This is a genomic window from Bradyrhizobium sp. WU425 (assembly GCF_021052305.1).
Classification (GTDB): domain Bacteria; phylum Pseudomonadota; class Alphaproteobacteria; order Rhizobiales; family Xanthobacteraceae; genus Bradyrhizobium; species Bradyrhizobium canariense_D.
Genome location: NZ_CP088089.1, coordinates 1,739,872 through 1,754,888 on the forward strand (window position 1 = coordinate 1,739,872; position 15,017 = coordinate 1,754,888).

Below are 15,017 nucleotides of genomic sequence, written 5' to 3' on the forward strand. Positions count from 1 at the left end.
CCATTGACGCTCCTAAGATGCCAGTTGTGCAGAGCTCTCTGAGGAGATTCACCACGACAGCGTAGTCAACGGCAAGGGCAAGATCATTGCCGAAGACAGCAGCTTAACCCTGCCAAGCGATATCCATAGCTGGCTGGTCGGCAAAGAGATCGATCTCACGGCCATCCAAGGAGTTTGCCTCGAAGCCGGCGCCATGAGCAGCTTCATCTATAACTATGCTCGTGCGAACACGAGCATGCTTGTGACCTAGTTCGCGGTGCGGGTTTACTTCATAATCTCTTCGGCCTCTGCACGAAACGCGTGGCGCGAGCCATCTCGTGAATAGAACATGTGGCCGCCTGGAAAGACTACGAGTTTGACGCGCGGTGCTGAGGCAAATGGCGGCAATTGGTCGAGCACGATCTGTGATCCGAGATAAGGCGTGACGAGGTCAAACAGGCCGTGCCCGACTAGCAATTTCATCTTCGGGTCCGTTGCGCGAATCTGGCGCAGCTCCGACAGCGACTCCGGAGGCCCGCGGCCGTAATCCCAAGCCTGCCCGACCGCGCCGTTGACTAGCTCATAGGAGCCGTCCGGCCGCCAGTTTAGCTTGCGCGTAAGGAGATCGACAGTGGCGCTGGTCAGAGGTGCGAGCAGCTTGTCGCTCGACGGATCGCCGGAAAGATAGAAATCCGAGTCCGGATACGGATCGAGGCCACGCACTGAAGCGTCATATTTGCCGATTAACTTGCCGTTCTTACGATCGAACTCACGGCGAAACGCGGCGAGGTCGAAGCGGCCCGCGAGCCTGCGACTCACCGCCTGATCGATGCCGGTCAGCGCCGCGACCTTGTCGGCCAGACGCGTGGTCGCTTCCTTGTCCGCCTGACCTTTGATGAGGTCGATCAGAAACTCTCCGCGTGCATAAGCTTCCACGTCGGCGAGATCGGCTCGCTTTACCGGACCCTCGGCTTCACGCTGGGTCGCGACATAGCTCGGCAGTGTTGCGATGTATTGCAGCAGGCCAGTGCGGGCATATTGGCCGTAGTCGAAGATTGGCGAGACCATTATCAGGCCCTTGACGCCTATGCCCTGCCGCATCTGCAACTGGTGCACAACCTTTGGCCCGCGAATGCCCCCATAGCTTTCACCCACGATGTATTTCGGCGACAACAGCCGGTCATGCTTTTCGAGCCAGCGACGGACCACCAGCGCGAGCGCGTTCACGTCGCCGTCAACGGAAAAGAGCCGCTTGCGCACATCATCGCCGGTCCCCACGAAACGGCTATAGCCTGTGCCTACGGGGTCGATAAACACCAAATCGGTGAAATCGAGCCAAGTCTCCGCGTTTGGCCTCACCTCCGGAAAAGTGGATGGCGTGACCTCGTCTGCATTGATCGGCAGCCGCCACGGTCCGGCATTGCCGAGCTGCAGCCAGGCCGATGATGAGCCCGGTCCTCCGTTGAAGAAGAACGTTACCGGGCGCGTGCCGCGATCGGTGCCGTCAAGCTGATAGGAGGTATAGACTATGTCGGCCTCCGGCTCGCCCTTCTCGTCGAACAGGCGGATGGAGCCGGCCGTCGCGATGAAAGAGAGCGTTCGCCCAGGGAGATCAAGCGTTTGCCTGGTGCTGGAGTCCGGCGGCAGGCGATGCTGCTCGGCCGCCGACGGCGTACTCGGCGCTTGGCCGGCGCGTTCGCCGGGGCCGCCGTTCTGGCCGGCCGGCGTTGTGGCATTGGCGCGCGGCGGCGGATTGTCTGCCCGCACGCTCTCCATGATCCCGCAGGCAAAAAGGATCAACGCAAGAGAGGTGCTGCGCAGTGCAGTCGACGACATAGAGGTTCTCCTGTGCAGGGTCTGCACTGTTGGTGCGCGAGGCGTGTCTGTCAAAACGACCTAGTCACTAGCCCATGCGTGGGAACAACAAACCTACTAGAGTCAGCAGTTGTCACCGTCGGCGGGTGCACGCTCGATGTCGCGGGAACTGCTTCAGTTTTTGAGGGATCTCCGACAGCGATTTCTCAAAATTCTGGAGATACGCGTCTCGCGATGATGAATAGTGGACCAAGTCGCGAAGTTCGAAAACCTGTGGAAGCTCCCGTCGATACACGTTTATCCTCCGCCACACCAAAGGGCGGCGACCAGAGCGAAAATCGCGGCGCCCGCGAAACTCTTAGTGACCGCTGACGTAGGCTTGCTCTGATTGTAGGTGATTCAACAGATCGGCCAGGTCGTCGGCGTCTTCCAGGGGAAGGCCATTTTGGGCGACGTCATTGATCAGCGCAGCAAAACCAGTGCGGATGTCGTAGACCGTCCAGCCGTTCGTCTCGGCTCGAATATCGTATCGTGCAGTCATTCCTGATCATGATACGTGGCATGGTTGTTTTCAAATCTTGTTTGCAAGTGGAGAGAACGATGCATTTCCGTTTTGCATGGCGCATCCGGCTTCGCCGGTCAGGCTCTAGTCTTACTGAGTCAGAAACGTGTCTAATTCAAACGGTCGCGGGCGATGTCCTGTGAGAATCAGTTAGCGGTTGAGATTCAGGCGTCGGCAACGGGGGCTGATATGGATCTCCGGACATCAGGCGGTAGTGAGTTCAATCGAGTCGAGCGGAACTGTTCGAGCCGGATCAAGAATCTGACAGGCCGTTTCCATCGCTTCCAGATGGCGGTGGTCTTGTCGGGGAAGAGACTTGACGTTTGCCGTGGTTGGGAGTGCATCGCCGTGGTAGAGCCGTCCCCAGAGAGGGCTCTTCCAGCCGGCGAGGTCTCCTCGTGACAAGCGATGGCTTGCCAAAACAGTGGTTCTGCTCTCGTGACGCTAGCGACACAATTCAGTGACACCCCAACCGAAAAACTTATTCCTGATTGGTACCTCGCATGTCGGGAAGTCGACCTGTGCGCAACGCATCGGCCTGGCCACCGGCTTGCCAGTGATTTCGACCGACATGTTAGGGCGTCATCCAGGGCGACCCTGAACCGGCGAGCCGGACGCCGTAGTAGAATTCTATCATCGTCAATCGAATGACACGATCCATTGGTTCCTCCGGGTGCATCATGAGAATATGCGGCCAATCATTCGGGAGAAGATCAGAGCGCAACGTCAAATGGGAGATGGTTTTATATTTCAAAGTGCTGCGCTTCGCCCTGAATACCTAGCTGACTGGGAGATTGGCGATGCTCTGGTTGTGTGATTCCACGTTTGAAGATCCCGTCCTGCCCGAGCGTATCGTGCATGGGAGCCGGTATTCGGAACAAGGCGAACAAAGTGAAAGCCGCAATAGAGAAGTTCGTGGAACGCTCGCTGCGCGAAAACACAGCCTTGGCTGAAGCTGCCAAGGCGCACGGCGTACCGCGAATTGACGTCACTAATCCCGAAAACGCCGATCGTGCAACTAAGGAGTTGGTGTCGCGTCTTGTCGGCTCGTCGGACCCATCATGAGGTATGAGTCAGCCGATGCCATCGGCCGGAGAAAACTGCATGCGCATGTACTACCAGGTGGACGCTTTCGCAGAGGGACTTTTCGCCGGCAATCTCGCAGCCGTTCTCGTTCCTTGACGGATGGCGAAGCTCCAATTGATCGTCCGACAAGTGCGCCATTCCAGCCTGCTCTTCCGATAAGAGTTCCATGCTACCGCATATCTGCTCTGCTCATTGCATGTCGCCTGTGGCGAGGCGTTGCCTTCGTGATATCGAAGCCCGCCTGTAGGGGGCAGGCCGGCATGGAACAGGAATTGCGAGCGACGGTTGAGCGGGCGATTGTCGAGGCGGTTCGCGTTCACGAACCGCCTCGCCGCTCATCAATCATAGACGCGTCGTCGACACCCGGCGCATGCGGGAGTTGGCGCAGCCCTTGGCGGGTGATCTTCCTCCCTTCGCCTTCATTCAGACCCCGCAGCCATCGCTCCGGCCCCACCCAAGAGCTTCACGTTGAGGCGGCCGCCGGTGAACAGCATGTCGTCGAGCGCTTCCTCGATGTCAGCTGTGGTCACTGAGTTTCCGCCGTCACGAGCGATGCATGATTGCGCAATGCGTCGCATCAGCTCCTTAATGAAAGCGGCGCTGACGCCCTCAGTGCGGCGCACCGTCTCGGCTACGATCTCCGCCTCAAGCGGCAGGCCCATGCCGTAAAGCCGGATCAGCTTGTCGCGGCCGGTCGTATCAGGCAGCGGCATCTCGATCGCCTGGTCGATGCGGCCGGGGCGACCGGCCAGGGCGCCCTCGAGTTGCTCGGGGCGGTTGGTGGTGAGCACGAAGAGGATGTCAGCGTCTTCCTTCAAGCCGTCCATTTCATTTAGGAGCTTGTTCAGCGCGGCCTCCTCACACGTTGTCAAGTCGTCGCGCTTGCTGGCGATCAGATCGACATCCTCGATCACCACCATGGTAGGCTGCAGCAGGCGCGCGAGCGCCATATAGGCACTCAGCTCACCGACCTCTTCGGCGGTGATGATTAGCGTGGTGTGTCCCGGTAGGTTGGTGGCGAGATAGCGGATGGTGTGGGTCTTACCGGTGCCGGGCGGGCCATAGAGCAGGATGCCCTTGCGGGTCGACTGGCCGAATCGGCGGAGTGCGCCACGCGTGGTGACAAAACTCAACACGTTGCGATCGAGCAATTTGATAGCCTGTTCCCGCAGGATCACGTCCTCGCGCCTCACTGGTGCCAATCGATGCACCATGATGCCTCTTGAGCGGCCGCTGTAATCCGCACCTTTCTCGAATGAGAGAATCTTGCCGCGATAAGAACGTGCCGCGTGTACCGCCCGTTCCAGTTCGTCAAAGCTGCGCTGAACAAAGGCTTCGCCGCCAGTCCCCGCAGGGGCAACGATTTCAATCCGGATCCTCGGCTCTTGCTTGAACTCGAACTCAGTAGAGAGCACGACGGCATAGAAAAAGTCGCTCGCCCGGCAAAGCCACAGTCCATTGTACAGGCATTTGACCGGCGCCGTCTCGCCAGTATCAACCTGGTGATATTGCGGTGGCACCAGCGAAATCGCATTCTGTCCACGCTTTTTCATCCGAGCGAATGAAAGCGTCTCGTACCTATGTTCTGCATAGGCGCCGAAGAAGCGGACCGGATCGGCGAATAGCTTATCGACCGCGACCTGAACATCGGCCTGCATGTGGCCCGGGAATTGCCGCACAGTAGTGGCGAGTTCGCTCGGCGGTATATTGGTGAAGTGCCACTCAAGGGCTTCGAAGGCATATTCGAATTGCACGTCGGACAGGTCGGGGCCGTCCGCTTCGCCCGCGGCTTCGCCTGTGATCAGCAGGGGACATCCTTCAGCTCGGATACGCTCTCGCGCCGCCTCGAGGAGCGCCTTTGCGACTGAGGGAGGATAGCGTCCGCAGACGGCCTTGCCATGCTGCGAGACGAGTTTGGCGAGCGCAATGGCATCCCGCTCCTGTTTGTCGAATACCTCGCGCAGCAGGCGTACCACGAAACCGAGAGTCGTCTTGCCGTCATTGTGCAAAACAAGCTGAATGGGCGCACCGCCTGCGTAGATGTTGTCCACAAAGACCCCCGGCGCGTGTTCTAGTTGTTCGGCAGTGTCCGTCATGAAAGTGGTCTCCGATCTAAGCTCATCACCGGACACTTCGGCCGGCTTAGGCACGCTATGCAAATTGCTTGCCGCCGCGTTCCTTATGCTTCATCGGCGGAATCCATAAAGAAGACGCGCAAAGCCGCCGCAATCCCTCGAAGACCTTTGTCAGCAACCCTACACGCGCCGCAAAGCCAACAGGGGCGATCTCGAAAAGGTGAGCAATGTCAAGCTCGGGCGCGCTGGCATGCGACCTGCCAATTCCTATGCAAACGACCCAGGCAAAAAGGATAGCCATGATCAATCTGACGAATAGCGCAGCGAATGCGCTCAAGAGCGCGATCTCGGCTTCGGCGCAGCCGACGAGCGGCCTGCGCATCATGGCCGAGGCCGGTGGCTGCGACGGGTTCAAATACCGGATGAGCCTGGCCGACGAGGCTAAGCCTGACGACGCCGTGACAGAGCGCGATGGCGTCAAGGTGTTCGTCGTCGACAATAAGGGCCGTCCATAAACAACTGAGTCATAGTTGCCACAGATCGCGAGGATTTTTTGCGCAGGATTCACAATGATGAGTCGCGCGACGTAGCGTCGTGGGATGATTCGAGCCGCTCAGGCGCGCGCCGCGCGGAAGCGCTATCGGGTCACAACGGGCAAACAGACGGGCAGATCACGCGCCTCAAGCTCGTTAAACGTCAAATGTACGGTCGCGGGAAAATCGATTTGCTTCAAGCCAGACTAATCGGCGCAGAATAATCGGAGCTGCACCAAAATTGGATCAGAGCCAAATTTGCAAACGATGACGTAATTGCGGTCGGCGCTCGTGGCAGACAACCTCAGTTATCGTTGAGCCCTCGCAATCAAATGATTCGAAGGAGCTCACCCATGAAGCAGTACGTCGGGCTGGACGTCTCACAGAGAGAAACCGCTGTGTGCGTTGTCAACGAGACTGGTCAAGTAATCTTCGAAGGGAAAGCCAAGTCTAATCCTGGTGCCTTGACTGACCTGCTTAACAACATGCGCCTCATGCCGAGCGTATCGGCTTCGAGACCGGTGCGATGGCGAGTTGGCTATGGCATGAACTCCGCAGGGTTGAGCTTCCGGTGGTCTGCATCGACGCTCGGCATGCGCGCGCAGCTTTGTCGGTCCGAATGAACAAGAGCGATCAGAATGATGCGCGAGGGCTTGCCGAACTGGTGCGGGTTGGATGGTATCGAGAGGTAAAAGTCCAAAGTGAGGAAAGCCAGAAGATCCGAGCGATCCTTGTCGCCAGATCTCGGCTAGTGTCGATGCGCCGAGACATCGAGAACCAGATTCGCAGTTTGATCAAGGAATGTGGATTACTATTCCCTCGCGCGATCGGCCAACAATTCCGCAACCAGGTCAGCGAGCTCTTGGGCGTCGATCATTTGCTTCTCAGCGTGATATCGCCGCTGCTCTCGATCCATGAGAACGTTTGTCAACAACAAGGTAAGTTCGACAACGAGGTCCGCCGGTTGGCAAAGCTGGACGAGACGACGCGTCGCCTGATGACGGTCCCGGGGGTCGGTGTCGTGACGGCCCTAACGTTCCGCCACACGATCGATGACCCCTCGCGCTTCCGATCGGCTTCGACGGTCGGCGCCTACCTCGGCCTTACGCCGAGGCGCAGCCAATCCGGCGAAACCGACACCAACGGAAAGACATCTCGATGGGGCGACCGGCTTCTCCGAACTTACTTGTTCGAGGCCGCCACTGTCCTTCTTTATCGAACCAAAAAGTGGTCTTCTCTAAAGGCCTGAGGCATGAAGCTCGCCAAGCGGATCGGCATGAAGAAGGCAAAGGTCGCCATTGCCCGAAACATCGCCGTGATTCTCCACTGCATCTGGGTCGATGGAACGTCGTTCGACTGGGGCCAGCCGAAGCCAATCTGATATTTGCTCGCAAGTTCCTGGTCCGGTCCGCCGGACTGGCGATATCCCGCTGGGACGGTGGTCGTGGTGACCTCGGTCAATCGGCTGGTGGCGGTTCGCCCGCACTCCGCTGCAAACGTTGAGGCGCCCGATCCGGACATCATCATGAGGCGCTCGCGACCTCGGAAAGGACCATGACCCCAGCTACGACATCAACCCAACCCGACGAAGCCGCCAACGACGTCGATTGCCAAGCCCGCTAGGCAATCGTCTCGCCATCCGCGATCGCTCCGTCTCCGCAACCTGACCAGCTCCGACGGAGCGCTACCGGCGTGTCACTGGAGAGAGGAAGAATGGTAGCTTGACAACAAACCGCAATTAAAGGGCCGATTGACACTATGTCCGCCAGCAGCGGCGAAGCGCATCTCCATCCGGCAGCGCGACCTGCGCGTCAAACCGAACCGGTGCCTTTGGCGTACCGTGCGGCACGAGCGCTGGTGCTGTTACGGTTGCGGAGTTCCGGATGCCCAACTGGCCCCGTCAGCGTCCAACCATGACCCCTGCCTACTGCTGATTTCGTCCAGACCAGTACTGACTTGCGATGGAATAGCTGGGGTCAGCGTTCGACGCACGGGGTGAAGTTGCTCTCCGATTCTACAATGTGACGCTTGCCAACACGCTCGACTATCTGGGATCGCTGAGGTCGTAAGAGCGGCAATGTGTGGGTGAGAGATGGGTTATTGTTCGATCTGGCATCGTCAAGCCTCGAGCAGTGCACCGGTGACGACTACAGGCGCCTGGAATGCCGCGAGTGCGGCAGGTACCGGATTACGGGTTCGGTATTGCAGATGCTGGACTCGCGACTGAGTTGAGCCATGCGACGCGTGCGATGTCGAAGGCGGAGTTCGAATCGCCGAGATAAACTCGTTCAACATGGACGACATGATCAAGGTTTTACAGACGCTGTGCGGTGATTCTTCGCCGATCATGATTTGTGCATTCCAAAAAAACCGTAGCTTCGTAAGATTGGCAACAGCTCATGAAGGTTGTTAATCGTGTAGTCTGGATGCGCCGCTTGCAGGCGCGCCTCGGAAACAAATCCCCCGGTAATGGCTATACTTATCAGTCCGAGATTCCGTGCAATATCCGTTTCGATCGGCATATCGCCGATGATGAAAGTTGACGCTGGTTTCAAGTTGTTCTTCTGCATGTATAGACGAAGTCGCTCTCCTTTGCTTGTCGATTTGTATTGCGTGTCGCGGCTTTCGAACGCGAGCACATCGTCGATGCAGTCATTGATTCCAAGTCTTCTCAATTGGTAGCGCAGAGGGTCGACTATATGGTTGCTCACGATGATGGACGAAGCCCCTTCTCGGCGCGCCAACTCCAAGACTCTGCGCGCGCCCTCGCGTAGATCGGCTCTGCCCGCAAGAGCCTCATAGGCGTCGTGAAACATTGCACTCCCATCGCGATCCACCGTCGCAAGCTCGTCTCGCGATAGTCCGAGGCTGCGATAAAGAAGAGACAGCGGAACGTCGCAATGTTCCCGAAGCGTCTTCATGTCGATCGTTGTACGACCAAAGCGATCTAGAATTGCATTGGTGGTTTCGAGCAGTGCGTATGCATCATCGAGCAACGTTCCATTCCAATCGAAGACGAGAACCGGTTTCATGATCTGACCTTAAGCATAGATTCCGTGCAGGTGCCACCGTCGTTCGCCACGTATAGTAGCACCGAACTACTACGGCATGGGCATCGACACACTAGATGAGTTGAAATGCTGGCGAGAATGGAGACGATTGACGTCCGCGATCAATCGAGCAAGTTTCATTTGGACTCCTGGGCCGGCGACTGCGAGGCCGTCATGATCGTACGGGCTCTTTTCGGTGTCCCAGCAATCCACGTGCCAGCAAAGCCATTTGCGAGCCTCGCTTGAAGAGGGCAAAACCATGTTCTTCGGCTCAGGCGACGGAATACTCGCGCGTCAGTGTCTGGTCTCCGACATTAACGTCTTCAGCCGGATACGGCTGAACACGACAACGCGAAATGTTGAATATGATGGAGGCGCCATTCGCAAGTGTTCGCGGGCGGCGCTCCATGGAGACGGGGCCTTTGCGCTGAAGACGCTCCGGTTGGGATGGGGAAGTCGGGCTTCAGCAGGCGACTGCCTGAGCAACACGCGATTTGAGGACCGCGAAGCGACTTTCGTGGCGAGCACTCTCGGTCCTTGGCAGACTCGAGCTTCGCTGAATGCGCCTCAGGTCCGCTCATCATCCGGCTTGGGGACGAGGCCCTTGCCATCGCACTTATGTCAACGGTTACATCCAACGCACGGGCAGGGCGAAGAGGCTAAAGCCCTCGCACAATTCCCGCCAGAATATCTGCCCGCTTAAGACATTTTCGACCGTAGCAGCGCAGAAGCTGCATCGCGTGTCGCGGACGTTACGTCATCTAAAAGCGCACGTTCCTGCGACCTACGGTGACCGCGAATCGCTTCGCAAGATTAGGTGGCCGACAGTTGACGAAAGCAACAGGGGCTCAGACAGAAGAAGTTGAGCTGCTGCAAGAACACGCAAGGCTTAGAAATATGATCTAACCTGGGCATGTCCCTGCCGGGTTAACTTTGTAACTGGCCGCCCGGCAGCGCTCCTGGCAGCCTTATTGTGTTCCGGCTTGTGGACCGTGGAGGATGGCGCGCGTCAAGACTTCGACCCGTTCGGCAATTCGGCGAATTCGCCTCGCCACGTCCTCGACTGCGGTCATGTCCACCGGCTGCGTGCAGGAAATTGAGCTCATCTTCGCGTTAAGGTCCCTCAGCTCAGCCTTGCAGCGATCTAACTCCGCGTTGAGCATCGTAACTTCATTCATCGCCGTTGCCCGTATTGCCGTTGCTTCCGAGAAGATGTTTGTTCGGAGCATGCACCTGATTGCAATCTTTGTCGCGGTCGCGTGGCTCCACATGGGTAGGGGGCATCTCGAAAGGCACAGAACGGCCAACCCAAACACCGACCGGGTCGTTCACGCGCACAGCTGCAAATGGAGCCCCCATACCCAATTTATATAAAGGAATGAATTTCAATGGCACGCGCATGCGTTCCTCTCAGCAAAGCCCGGGCGACCGGCCGCACTCGCAAGAATCCAAAACGATTTTCGGGCCGCAAAGAGCCAAACGGCTTGGGTCCGTTAGGCGAACCGCCGAAATGCTTAGGCAAACCGCACGAGCGCGAGGCGCGGTGAACGCTGTCTGATGACCTTCGATGGTTCAACCCGGAGCCACCGGACGCTAGTGGCAATGGCAAGTGGGCTGGTTGCGCGGCAAATCGGAGGCGAAGACATTGGCGAAAGCTCTGAATCTTCTCAGAATGATGCTGAATTCCATTGGCGGCTCGCTGTTCGATGCATCGAAAGTAATGATGCCGGAAGTGGAAGATGCTGAAGACCCGGCCACGAAATACTTCTAGCTCATTCTCAATTACTCTCGCCTGAATGGGCATCTCCAAACAAGAGTGTAGAAGCCCGGCTGAACCGGACTTCCGCTGTTGTCGGTCGCTCCCTTCGGATTGTGATCTGCCCATACGATCAGACGCCATCGAATGGTGCTTGTGCTGACGTATGCGCATGATTGCTTTGCGGAGGCAATGTGTGGCCTGCTGCAATTCCGATTTCGCGATGACAGCCCGTGCATCGGTAGAGAGCGGCAAGGGAGCCGCGACTCCCGGCCCCTGATCCTGATCCTGATCGAAACAGTCGCTGTTAGATTGCTGTAGGTTGTTGGCGTTCTTATAGGTAGCCATTCGACTTCTGTCACAGAGTAAAGCCGGACTTTACCTCTCGGGACTTACCGAATGTAATGCTGTTGCTGCTAACATCAGCGTTTGGCCCGCAGTCCGCAAGCGTTGCGCGGGCAATCGGGGCCGCCAGTCGCAAGCTGGCGGTTCTCCCCGATTCGTTTCAACCAGTGGAACACGTTTCCCGGCGTGCAACCGCAAATAGCGGAATCTTACGCCGGCTATTCACAGGGCCTTCCTGTGGACAACCTCATTATTCGGAAGAGATTTCGCCGCGCACGCGCACGCGCTCGGCGCATGGATTAATTATGACACCCAAACAGAAAGCCGCGCTGGCATCTAGCACTACGATGCCGGGATAAAGCAGGGAGGCGAAGTTGCCCTGTCCATCATAAGGGAGTTTCCAGACGGGTTCAGCGAAACGAAACGACGCAGAACTCGCCTCACAGGCTGGCGCTTCCCTTTCGACCGCCGTGACGGCAACTCATGAGCGCTTCCAGTTTGGGGTGGGCCTTCGCGCCGGTGTCTCGCGATATCGAGAAACCCTTTTAAAGTGCGGCTTCGGTCACTGCCGGCTTTTGCGTTGAGCGCGTCTTCATCGAGCGGTCCCGTCGGGGAGATGATCCGCCTCCACGGTGCGGACTGGCATTCGGCGGAGAACCGACAGCTCGAGTCATGAACGTCACCCGTCGCAAGCTCGTCGTTTTCACCATCCGATTGTCTGACCCGAGGTATCCTAAGTTCCATAACGGCGCCCTTGAACACATCATAACAACATCACGAGGACCGGCATGCCTCGAGCGAGGGCAGCTTGTGAAGCCAACCAGGTTGCTGGGGTGATCAGAACCAGGAATCCATCAGGTGAACAAGCTGGGAGCCCGCCGTATAAAACGCCTCCTGCGCTGCACGAAAGCGCTGGGCTTCAACGGCGGTGACCGGCAACGGCAGGTCGTTCTCCGCGATCTGCCCCAATACATACGAAGCCAAAACCCTGCCAAACACAGTGCCTGGTGCGATTCCGCGGCCGTTATAGCCACTGAAACCGATGACTTTGCGGTCCAGCTTGTGAAGCCGGGGCAAGTTGTCGGAGGTCATTCCAATCATGCCAAACCAGCCGGTTTCAAACTGGACGCCCCGAAGTCCTGGAAAAAGCTTGTGCAACGATCTTTGGGCCCAAGCGCGGTGAATAGATCGCCCAATCCCCTCAAGTGCACCAACACTGCCAAACACGAGTCGCCCGGAGCGATCGAGGCGAAACGAAGAGAGGACCTCTCGAGTGTCCCACACACCGTGCCGCTCAGGCAGGATCGACTTTCTCAGATCCTCGGGCAGACATGGCGTGCCAAAGTTGAAATAGGGCAGTTGAATCTGTTCTTGCCGTACCTCAGACCAAAGTCCTTTGCTATAAGCGTCCGTCGCGACGACCACCCAGTCGGCCTCTACAGATCCGCTTTCGGTGCCGACTCTCCAGCGGAAACCATTCTGTTGCGCCATGACGGCCTCACTATGCGTAAATATCCTGGCTCCCATCGCAAGCGCGGCCCGCGCTAACCCTCGCACATAAGCCAATGGCTGTATGGTGCCGGCGCGCTTATCGAGCAGCGCGCCGGTGTAGTCGCCACCGCCTACTTTGCTGCGTGTTGCCTCCGCATTTAGCACCAGGACGGGCGCTCCACGCTTCTGCCACTGTTCGGCACGGGCCTCAACCTCCTCCAAGCCCTTACGTCCGACCGCACAATGCAAGGTGCCGGCACGTTCGACTTCACATTCGATGTGGTGCTTTTCGATGAGCTCGAATACCGTCTGCGGTCCGCGGCCGAGCTGTTCAAGTAACCGTTCTCCAAAAGGCGCGCGGAGCGCGGCGGGAAGCGACTCAGGCATTAGCCACATGCCCGCATTCACGAGTCCGACGTTCCGCCCGGACCCGCCGAATCCTATTTCAGACGCCTCCAAAAGCGCAACACGCGCTCCACCTTCAGCTAGATGAAGGGCCGCCGACAGCCCGGTATATCCACCGCCAATCACGACGATATCCGCTGCAATTTCATCGGTAAGTGGAGCAGTTTGTGGCGCTGGTGGCGCAGTCAGCACCCACAGTCCGTGTGATCGTCGATTGTTTCGCATCCGCCAATCCTCTTACAAGTAGCTTCTTGATCGACCCGAGCTCCAGCAGCCATCGTGAATACCGCTAAGTTCTGGCGGACCTCTCTAGTATCCAAGCGGACCTCCCTAGTATCCAAGCGGACCTCCCTAGTATCCAACACTGACGTGCCAGCGCCGCACCGGCAGGCAAATCGCAGGCCAAAAGGGCAGTTCGTCATCACCCCGAAGATCAGGCCGAGCTTCTAAGTTGTTGATCTGTTGAGGGCACGCGCAGCGCCCACGCGGCGGTGCGCCGGAGCTCCGACTGCGCGAACAAAGCCAAAGCCCATCGGCGCTTGCTCTGGAACGCGCCTTTGTGCGAGACAATGGGTCCCAAAAGGGCAGCAAGGGGACCATACCGTGAGAGCCTCTCTTGATGGCGAAATTCGCGACGGCCGCCATCATATGCAGATCCGGGTCTATTTCGAAGATACCGACTCCGGCCAGATTGTTTATCACGCGAATTTCTTGCGCTTCATGGAACGCGGCAGAACGAACTACTTGCGCCTGCTCGGAACGAATCAGCAAGCATTACTCAAAGAAGCCAAGAACGATGCGCCCGGTGTTGCCTTCGTTGTGCGCTCGATGACGATCGATTTTCTAAAACCGGCGGTCTTGGATGACATTCTTGACGTCGTCACAGTCCCGCAAGAGGTGAGGGGCGCGTCGATTGCCTTGCTGCAGGAATGCAGGCGTGGCGACGATCTCCTGGTCACAGCACGTGTACGGGTAGCGTTTATCTCAGCTGGAAAGGCGCAGCGCATCCCGAAGTCGCTGCGGCTCGCTATGGAAGGGCATAGATAAATCTGCCGCCTCATTCACGCGTTTGCCTTGCAGCGCTCCAACGAAATCAAGTCATCATGGCGGCGTAATTTAAAGCAAATGGGCTGCGGCAAACCCGGGGCGGCTCAATTACACAGTCCAGCCGAATGAATCAGAAGCCGGCGAAGAACGAAAATTAATCGGACTTCGTCGGCCGCTTTGGTCACAGCGACCACAGCGAAACCTACGTCAAGGATGACGGGCCGATTGGCGACTGGCGCGGCTATCCCGGCGGCGCTGCCGTGGCGAACTTGCGCGATCGCATTTCGCGGCTCTTCTCAAATGGCGGCACCGTCTCCATTGCCCCATGCTCCATCTGGCTGACGGCAGCGAGGCGGATGGTTTCCGGGCTGCGCGCCAACGCTCGGTGCTCTTGCCACTCCGGATAAAAATCATGGAAGAGGGCGGATCCGAGCGCGATCATGTTCGACGAGATGATCAAGACGGTCCAGGAGCCGGCCCAATCGAAGGCGGCCGGCGGCCTCGTCCTTGGGTCTGAAAACATCAAAGGCACGTTTGTCGGATTCATTAGAAGGTACAATCTTTATGTTGTTTTCTGGAATGCGGATCAGCACGATCGAGCGATCGTCATTCACCGTCGCTCAAAGAGGATGGATATCGTCGCGGAAATGCCGCTTACGTTCGAGACCGCGCATCGGCTAGCGCTCTTCATGCCGCGTGCCGTGCCGACAACAACATTGCGCCGGATGCGCCGCCAATCGAATGAAGGGCCGCGCGGCCATTTCGAAGTTGGTCCGGGCCTCCAATAGGCAAAACTGTTTCGCGGGGCGCCCACTTTATGTCAGCGAGTGCCATGATATCAGAATGGCAACCGGTGGCCTGTGGGCTGCCATA

At 57.9% G+C, this 15,017-nt stretch carries 12 protein-coding genes and 2 pseudogenes; 6 read left to right on the forward strand and 8 right to left on the reverse strand.

Going from position 1 to position 15,017, the window contains the following annotated elements:
* Positions 1–264: 264 nt before the first annotated feature.
* Complete coding sequence (locus BcanWU425_RS08330; protein WP_204513996.1) at positions 265–1,815, reverse strand: S10 family peptidase; 1,551 nt, start codon at positions 1,813–1,815, stop codon at positions 265–267.
* A gap of 337 nt (positions 1,816–2,152) precedes the next feature.
* Complete coding sequence (locus BcanWU425_RS08335) at positions 2,153–2,335, reverse strand: hypothetical protein (protein ID WP_231190354.1); 183 nt, start codon at positions 2,333–2,335, stop codon at positions 2,153–2,155.
* An 879-nt stretch (positions 2,336–3,214) separates the two neighbouring features.
* Between BcanWU425_RS08335 and BcanWU425_RS08340 the strand changes: the two genes are divergently transcribed.
* Complete coding sequence (locus BcanWU425_RS08340) at positions 3,215–3,421, forward strand: hypothetical protein (protein WP_204512257.1); 207 nt, start codon at positions 3,215–3,217, stop codon at positions 3,419–3,421.
* 440 nt (positions 3,422–3,861) lie between these two features.
* Here the strand turns inward: BcanWU425_RS08340 and BcanWU425_RS08345 are convergent, their stop codons facing one another.
* Together BcanWU425_RS08345 and BcanWU425_RS08350 are read right to left on the reverse strand one after the other, a co-directional pair.
* A complete protein-coding gene (locus BcanWU425_RS08345) occupies positions 3,862–5,538 on the reverse strand; it encodes an ATP-dependent Clp protease adaptor ClpS (RefSeq protein WP_231190357.1) in 1,677 nt (558 codons plus the stop codon).
* 55 nt (positions 5,539–5,593) lie between these two features.
* Positions 5,594–5,818 (reverse strand): hypothetical protein, encoded by a 225-nt coding sequence (locus BcanWU425_RS08350; RefSeq protein ID WP_204512255.1) that lies wholly within the window; start codon positions 5,816–5,818, stop codon positions 5,594–5,596.
* Between BcanWU425_RS08350 and BcanWU425_RS08355 the strand changes: the two are divergent.
* A pseudogene (locus BcanWU425_RS08355) lies at positions 5,817–6,026 on the forward strand (HesB/IscA family protein); the annotation flags it as partial. The gene BcanWU425_RS08350 and the pseudogene BcanWU425_RS08355 sit on opposite strands and share 2 nt — an antisense overlap.
* Before the next feature lie 377 nt (positions 6,027–6,403).
* Positions 6,404–7,431: pseudogene (locus tag BcanWU425_RS08360) on the forward strand (IS110 family transposase).
* Positions 7,432–8,395: 964 nt separating this feature from the next.
* On the opposite strand, the gene BcanWU425_RS08365 reads toward BcanWU425_RS08360, so the two are convergent.
* Both BcanWU425_RS08365 and BcanWU425_RS08370 read right to left on the reverse strand, forming a co-directional pair.
* Positions 8,396–9,082, reverse strand: coding sequence for an HAD family hydrolase (locus tag BcanWU425_RS08365; protein WP_007596419.1), 687 nt, complete (start codon positions 9,080–9,082; stop codon positions 8,396–8,398).
* A gap of 1,188 nt (positions 9,083–10,270) precedes the next feature.
* Entirely contained in the window at positions 10,271–10,501 is a 231-nt protein-coding gene (locus tag BcanWU425_RS08370; RefSeq protein ID WP_204512252.1) for a hypothetical protein, read from the reverse strand.
* Between the two features lie 208 nt (positions 10,502–10,709).
* Between BcanWU425_RS08370 and BcanWU425_RS08375 the strand changes: the two genes are divergently transcribed.
* Complete coding sequence (locus BcanWU425_RS08375; RefSeq protein WP_204512251.1) at positions 10,710–10,871, forward strand: hypothetical protein; 162 nt, start codon at positions 10,710–10,712, stop codon at positions 10,869–10,871.
* A 1,167-nt stretch (positions 10,872–12,038) separates the two neighbouring features.
* Here the strand turns inward: BcanWU425_RS08375 and BcanWU425_RS08380 are convergent.
* Positions 12,039–13,322: an NAD(P)/FAD-dependent oxidoreductase gene (locus BcanWU425_RS08380; RefSeq protein WP_204512250.1), complete on the reverse strand. Its 1,284-nt coding sequence runs from the start codon at positions 13,320–13,322 to the stop codon at positions 12,039–12,041.
* A gap of 378 nt (positions 13,323–13,700) precedes the next feature.
* Between BcanWU425_RS08380 and ybgC the strand changes: the two genes are divergently transcribed.
* On the forward strand, positions 13,701–14,144 hold the full coding sequence (gene ybgC / locus BcanWU425_RS08385; protein WP_007596415.1) for a tol-pal system-associated acyl-CoA thioesterase: 444 nt from the start codon (positions 13,701–13,703) through the stop codon (positions 14,142–14,144).
* Between the two features lie 241 nt (positions 14,145–14,385).
* Here ybgC and BcanWU425_RS08390 read toward each other — a convergent pair whose 3' ends face one another.
* The gene (locus BcanWU425_RS08390) at positions 14,386–14,604 is read right to left on the reverse strand and encodes a hypothetical protein (protein ID WP_204512249.1); all 219 of its coding nucleotides are present in this window, start codon (positions 14,602–14,604) and stop codon (positions 14,386–14,388) included.
* Here BcanWU425_RS08390 and BcanWU425_RS08395 point away from each other — a divergent pair.
* Positions 14,585–14,932 (forward strand): hypothetical protein, encoded by a 348-nt coding sequence (locus tag BcanWU425_RS08395; protein WP_204512248.1) that lies wholly within the window; start codon positions 14,585–14,587, stop codon positions 14,930–14,932. The two genes, BcanWU425_RS08390 and BcanWU425_RS08395, sit on opposite strands and share 20 nt — an antisense overlap.
* The last annotated feature ends 85 nt before the right edge of the window (positions 14,933–15,017 follow it).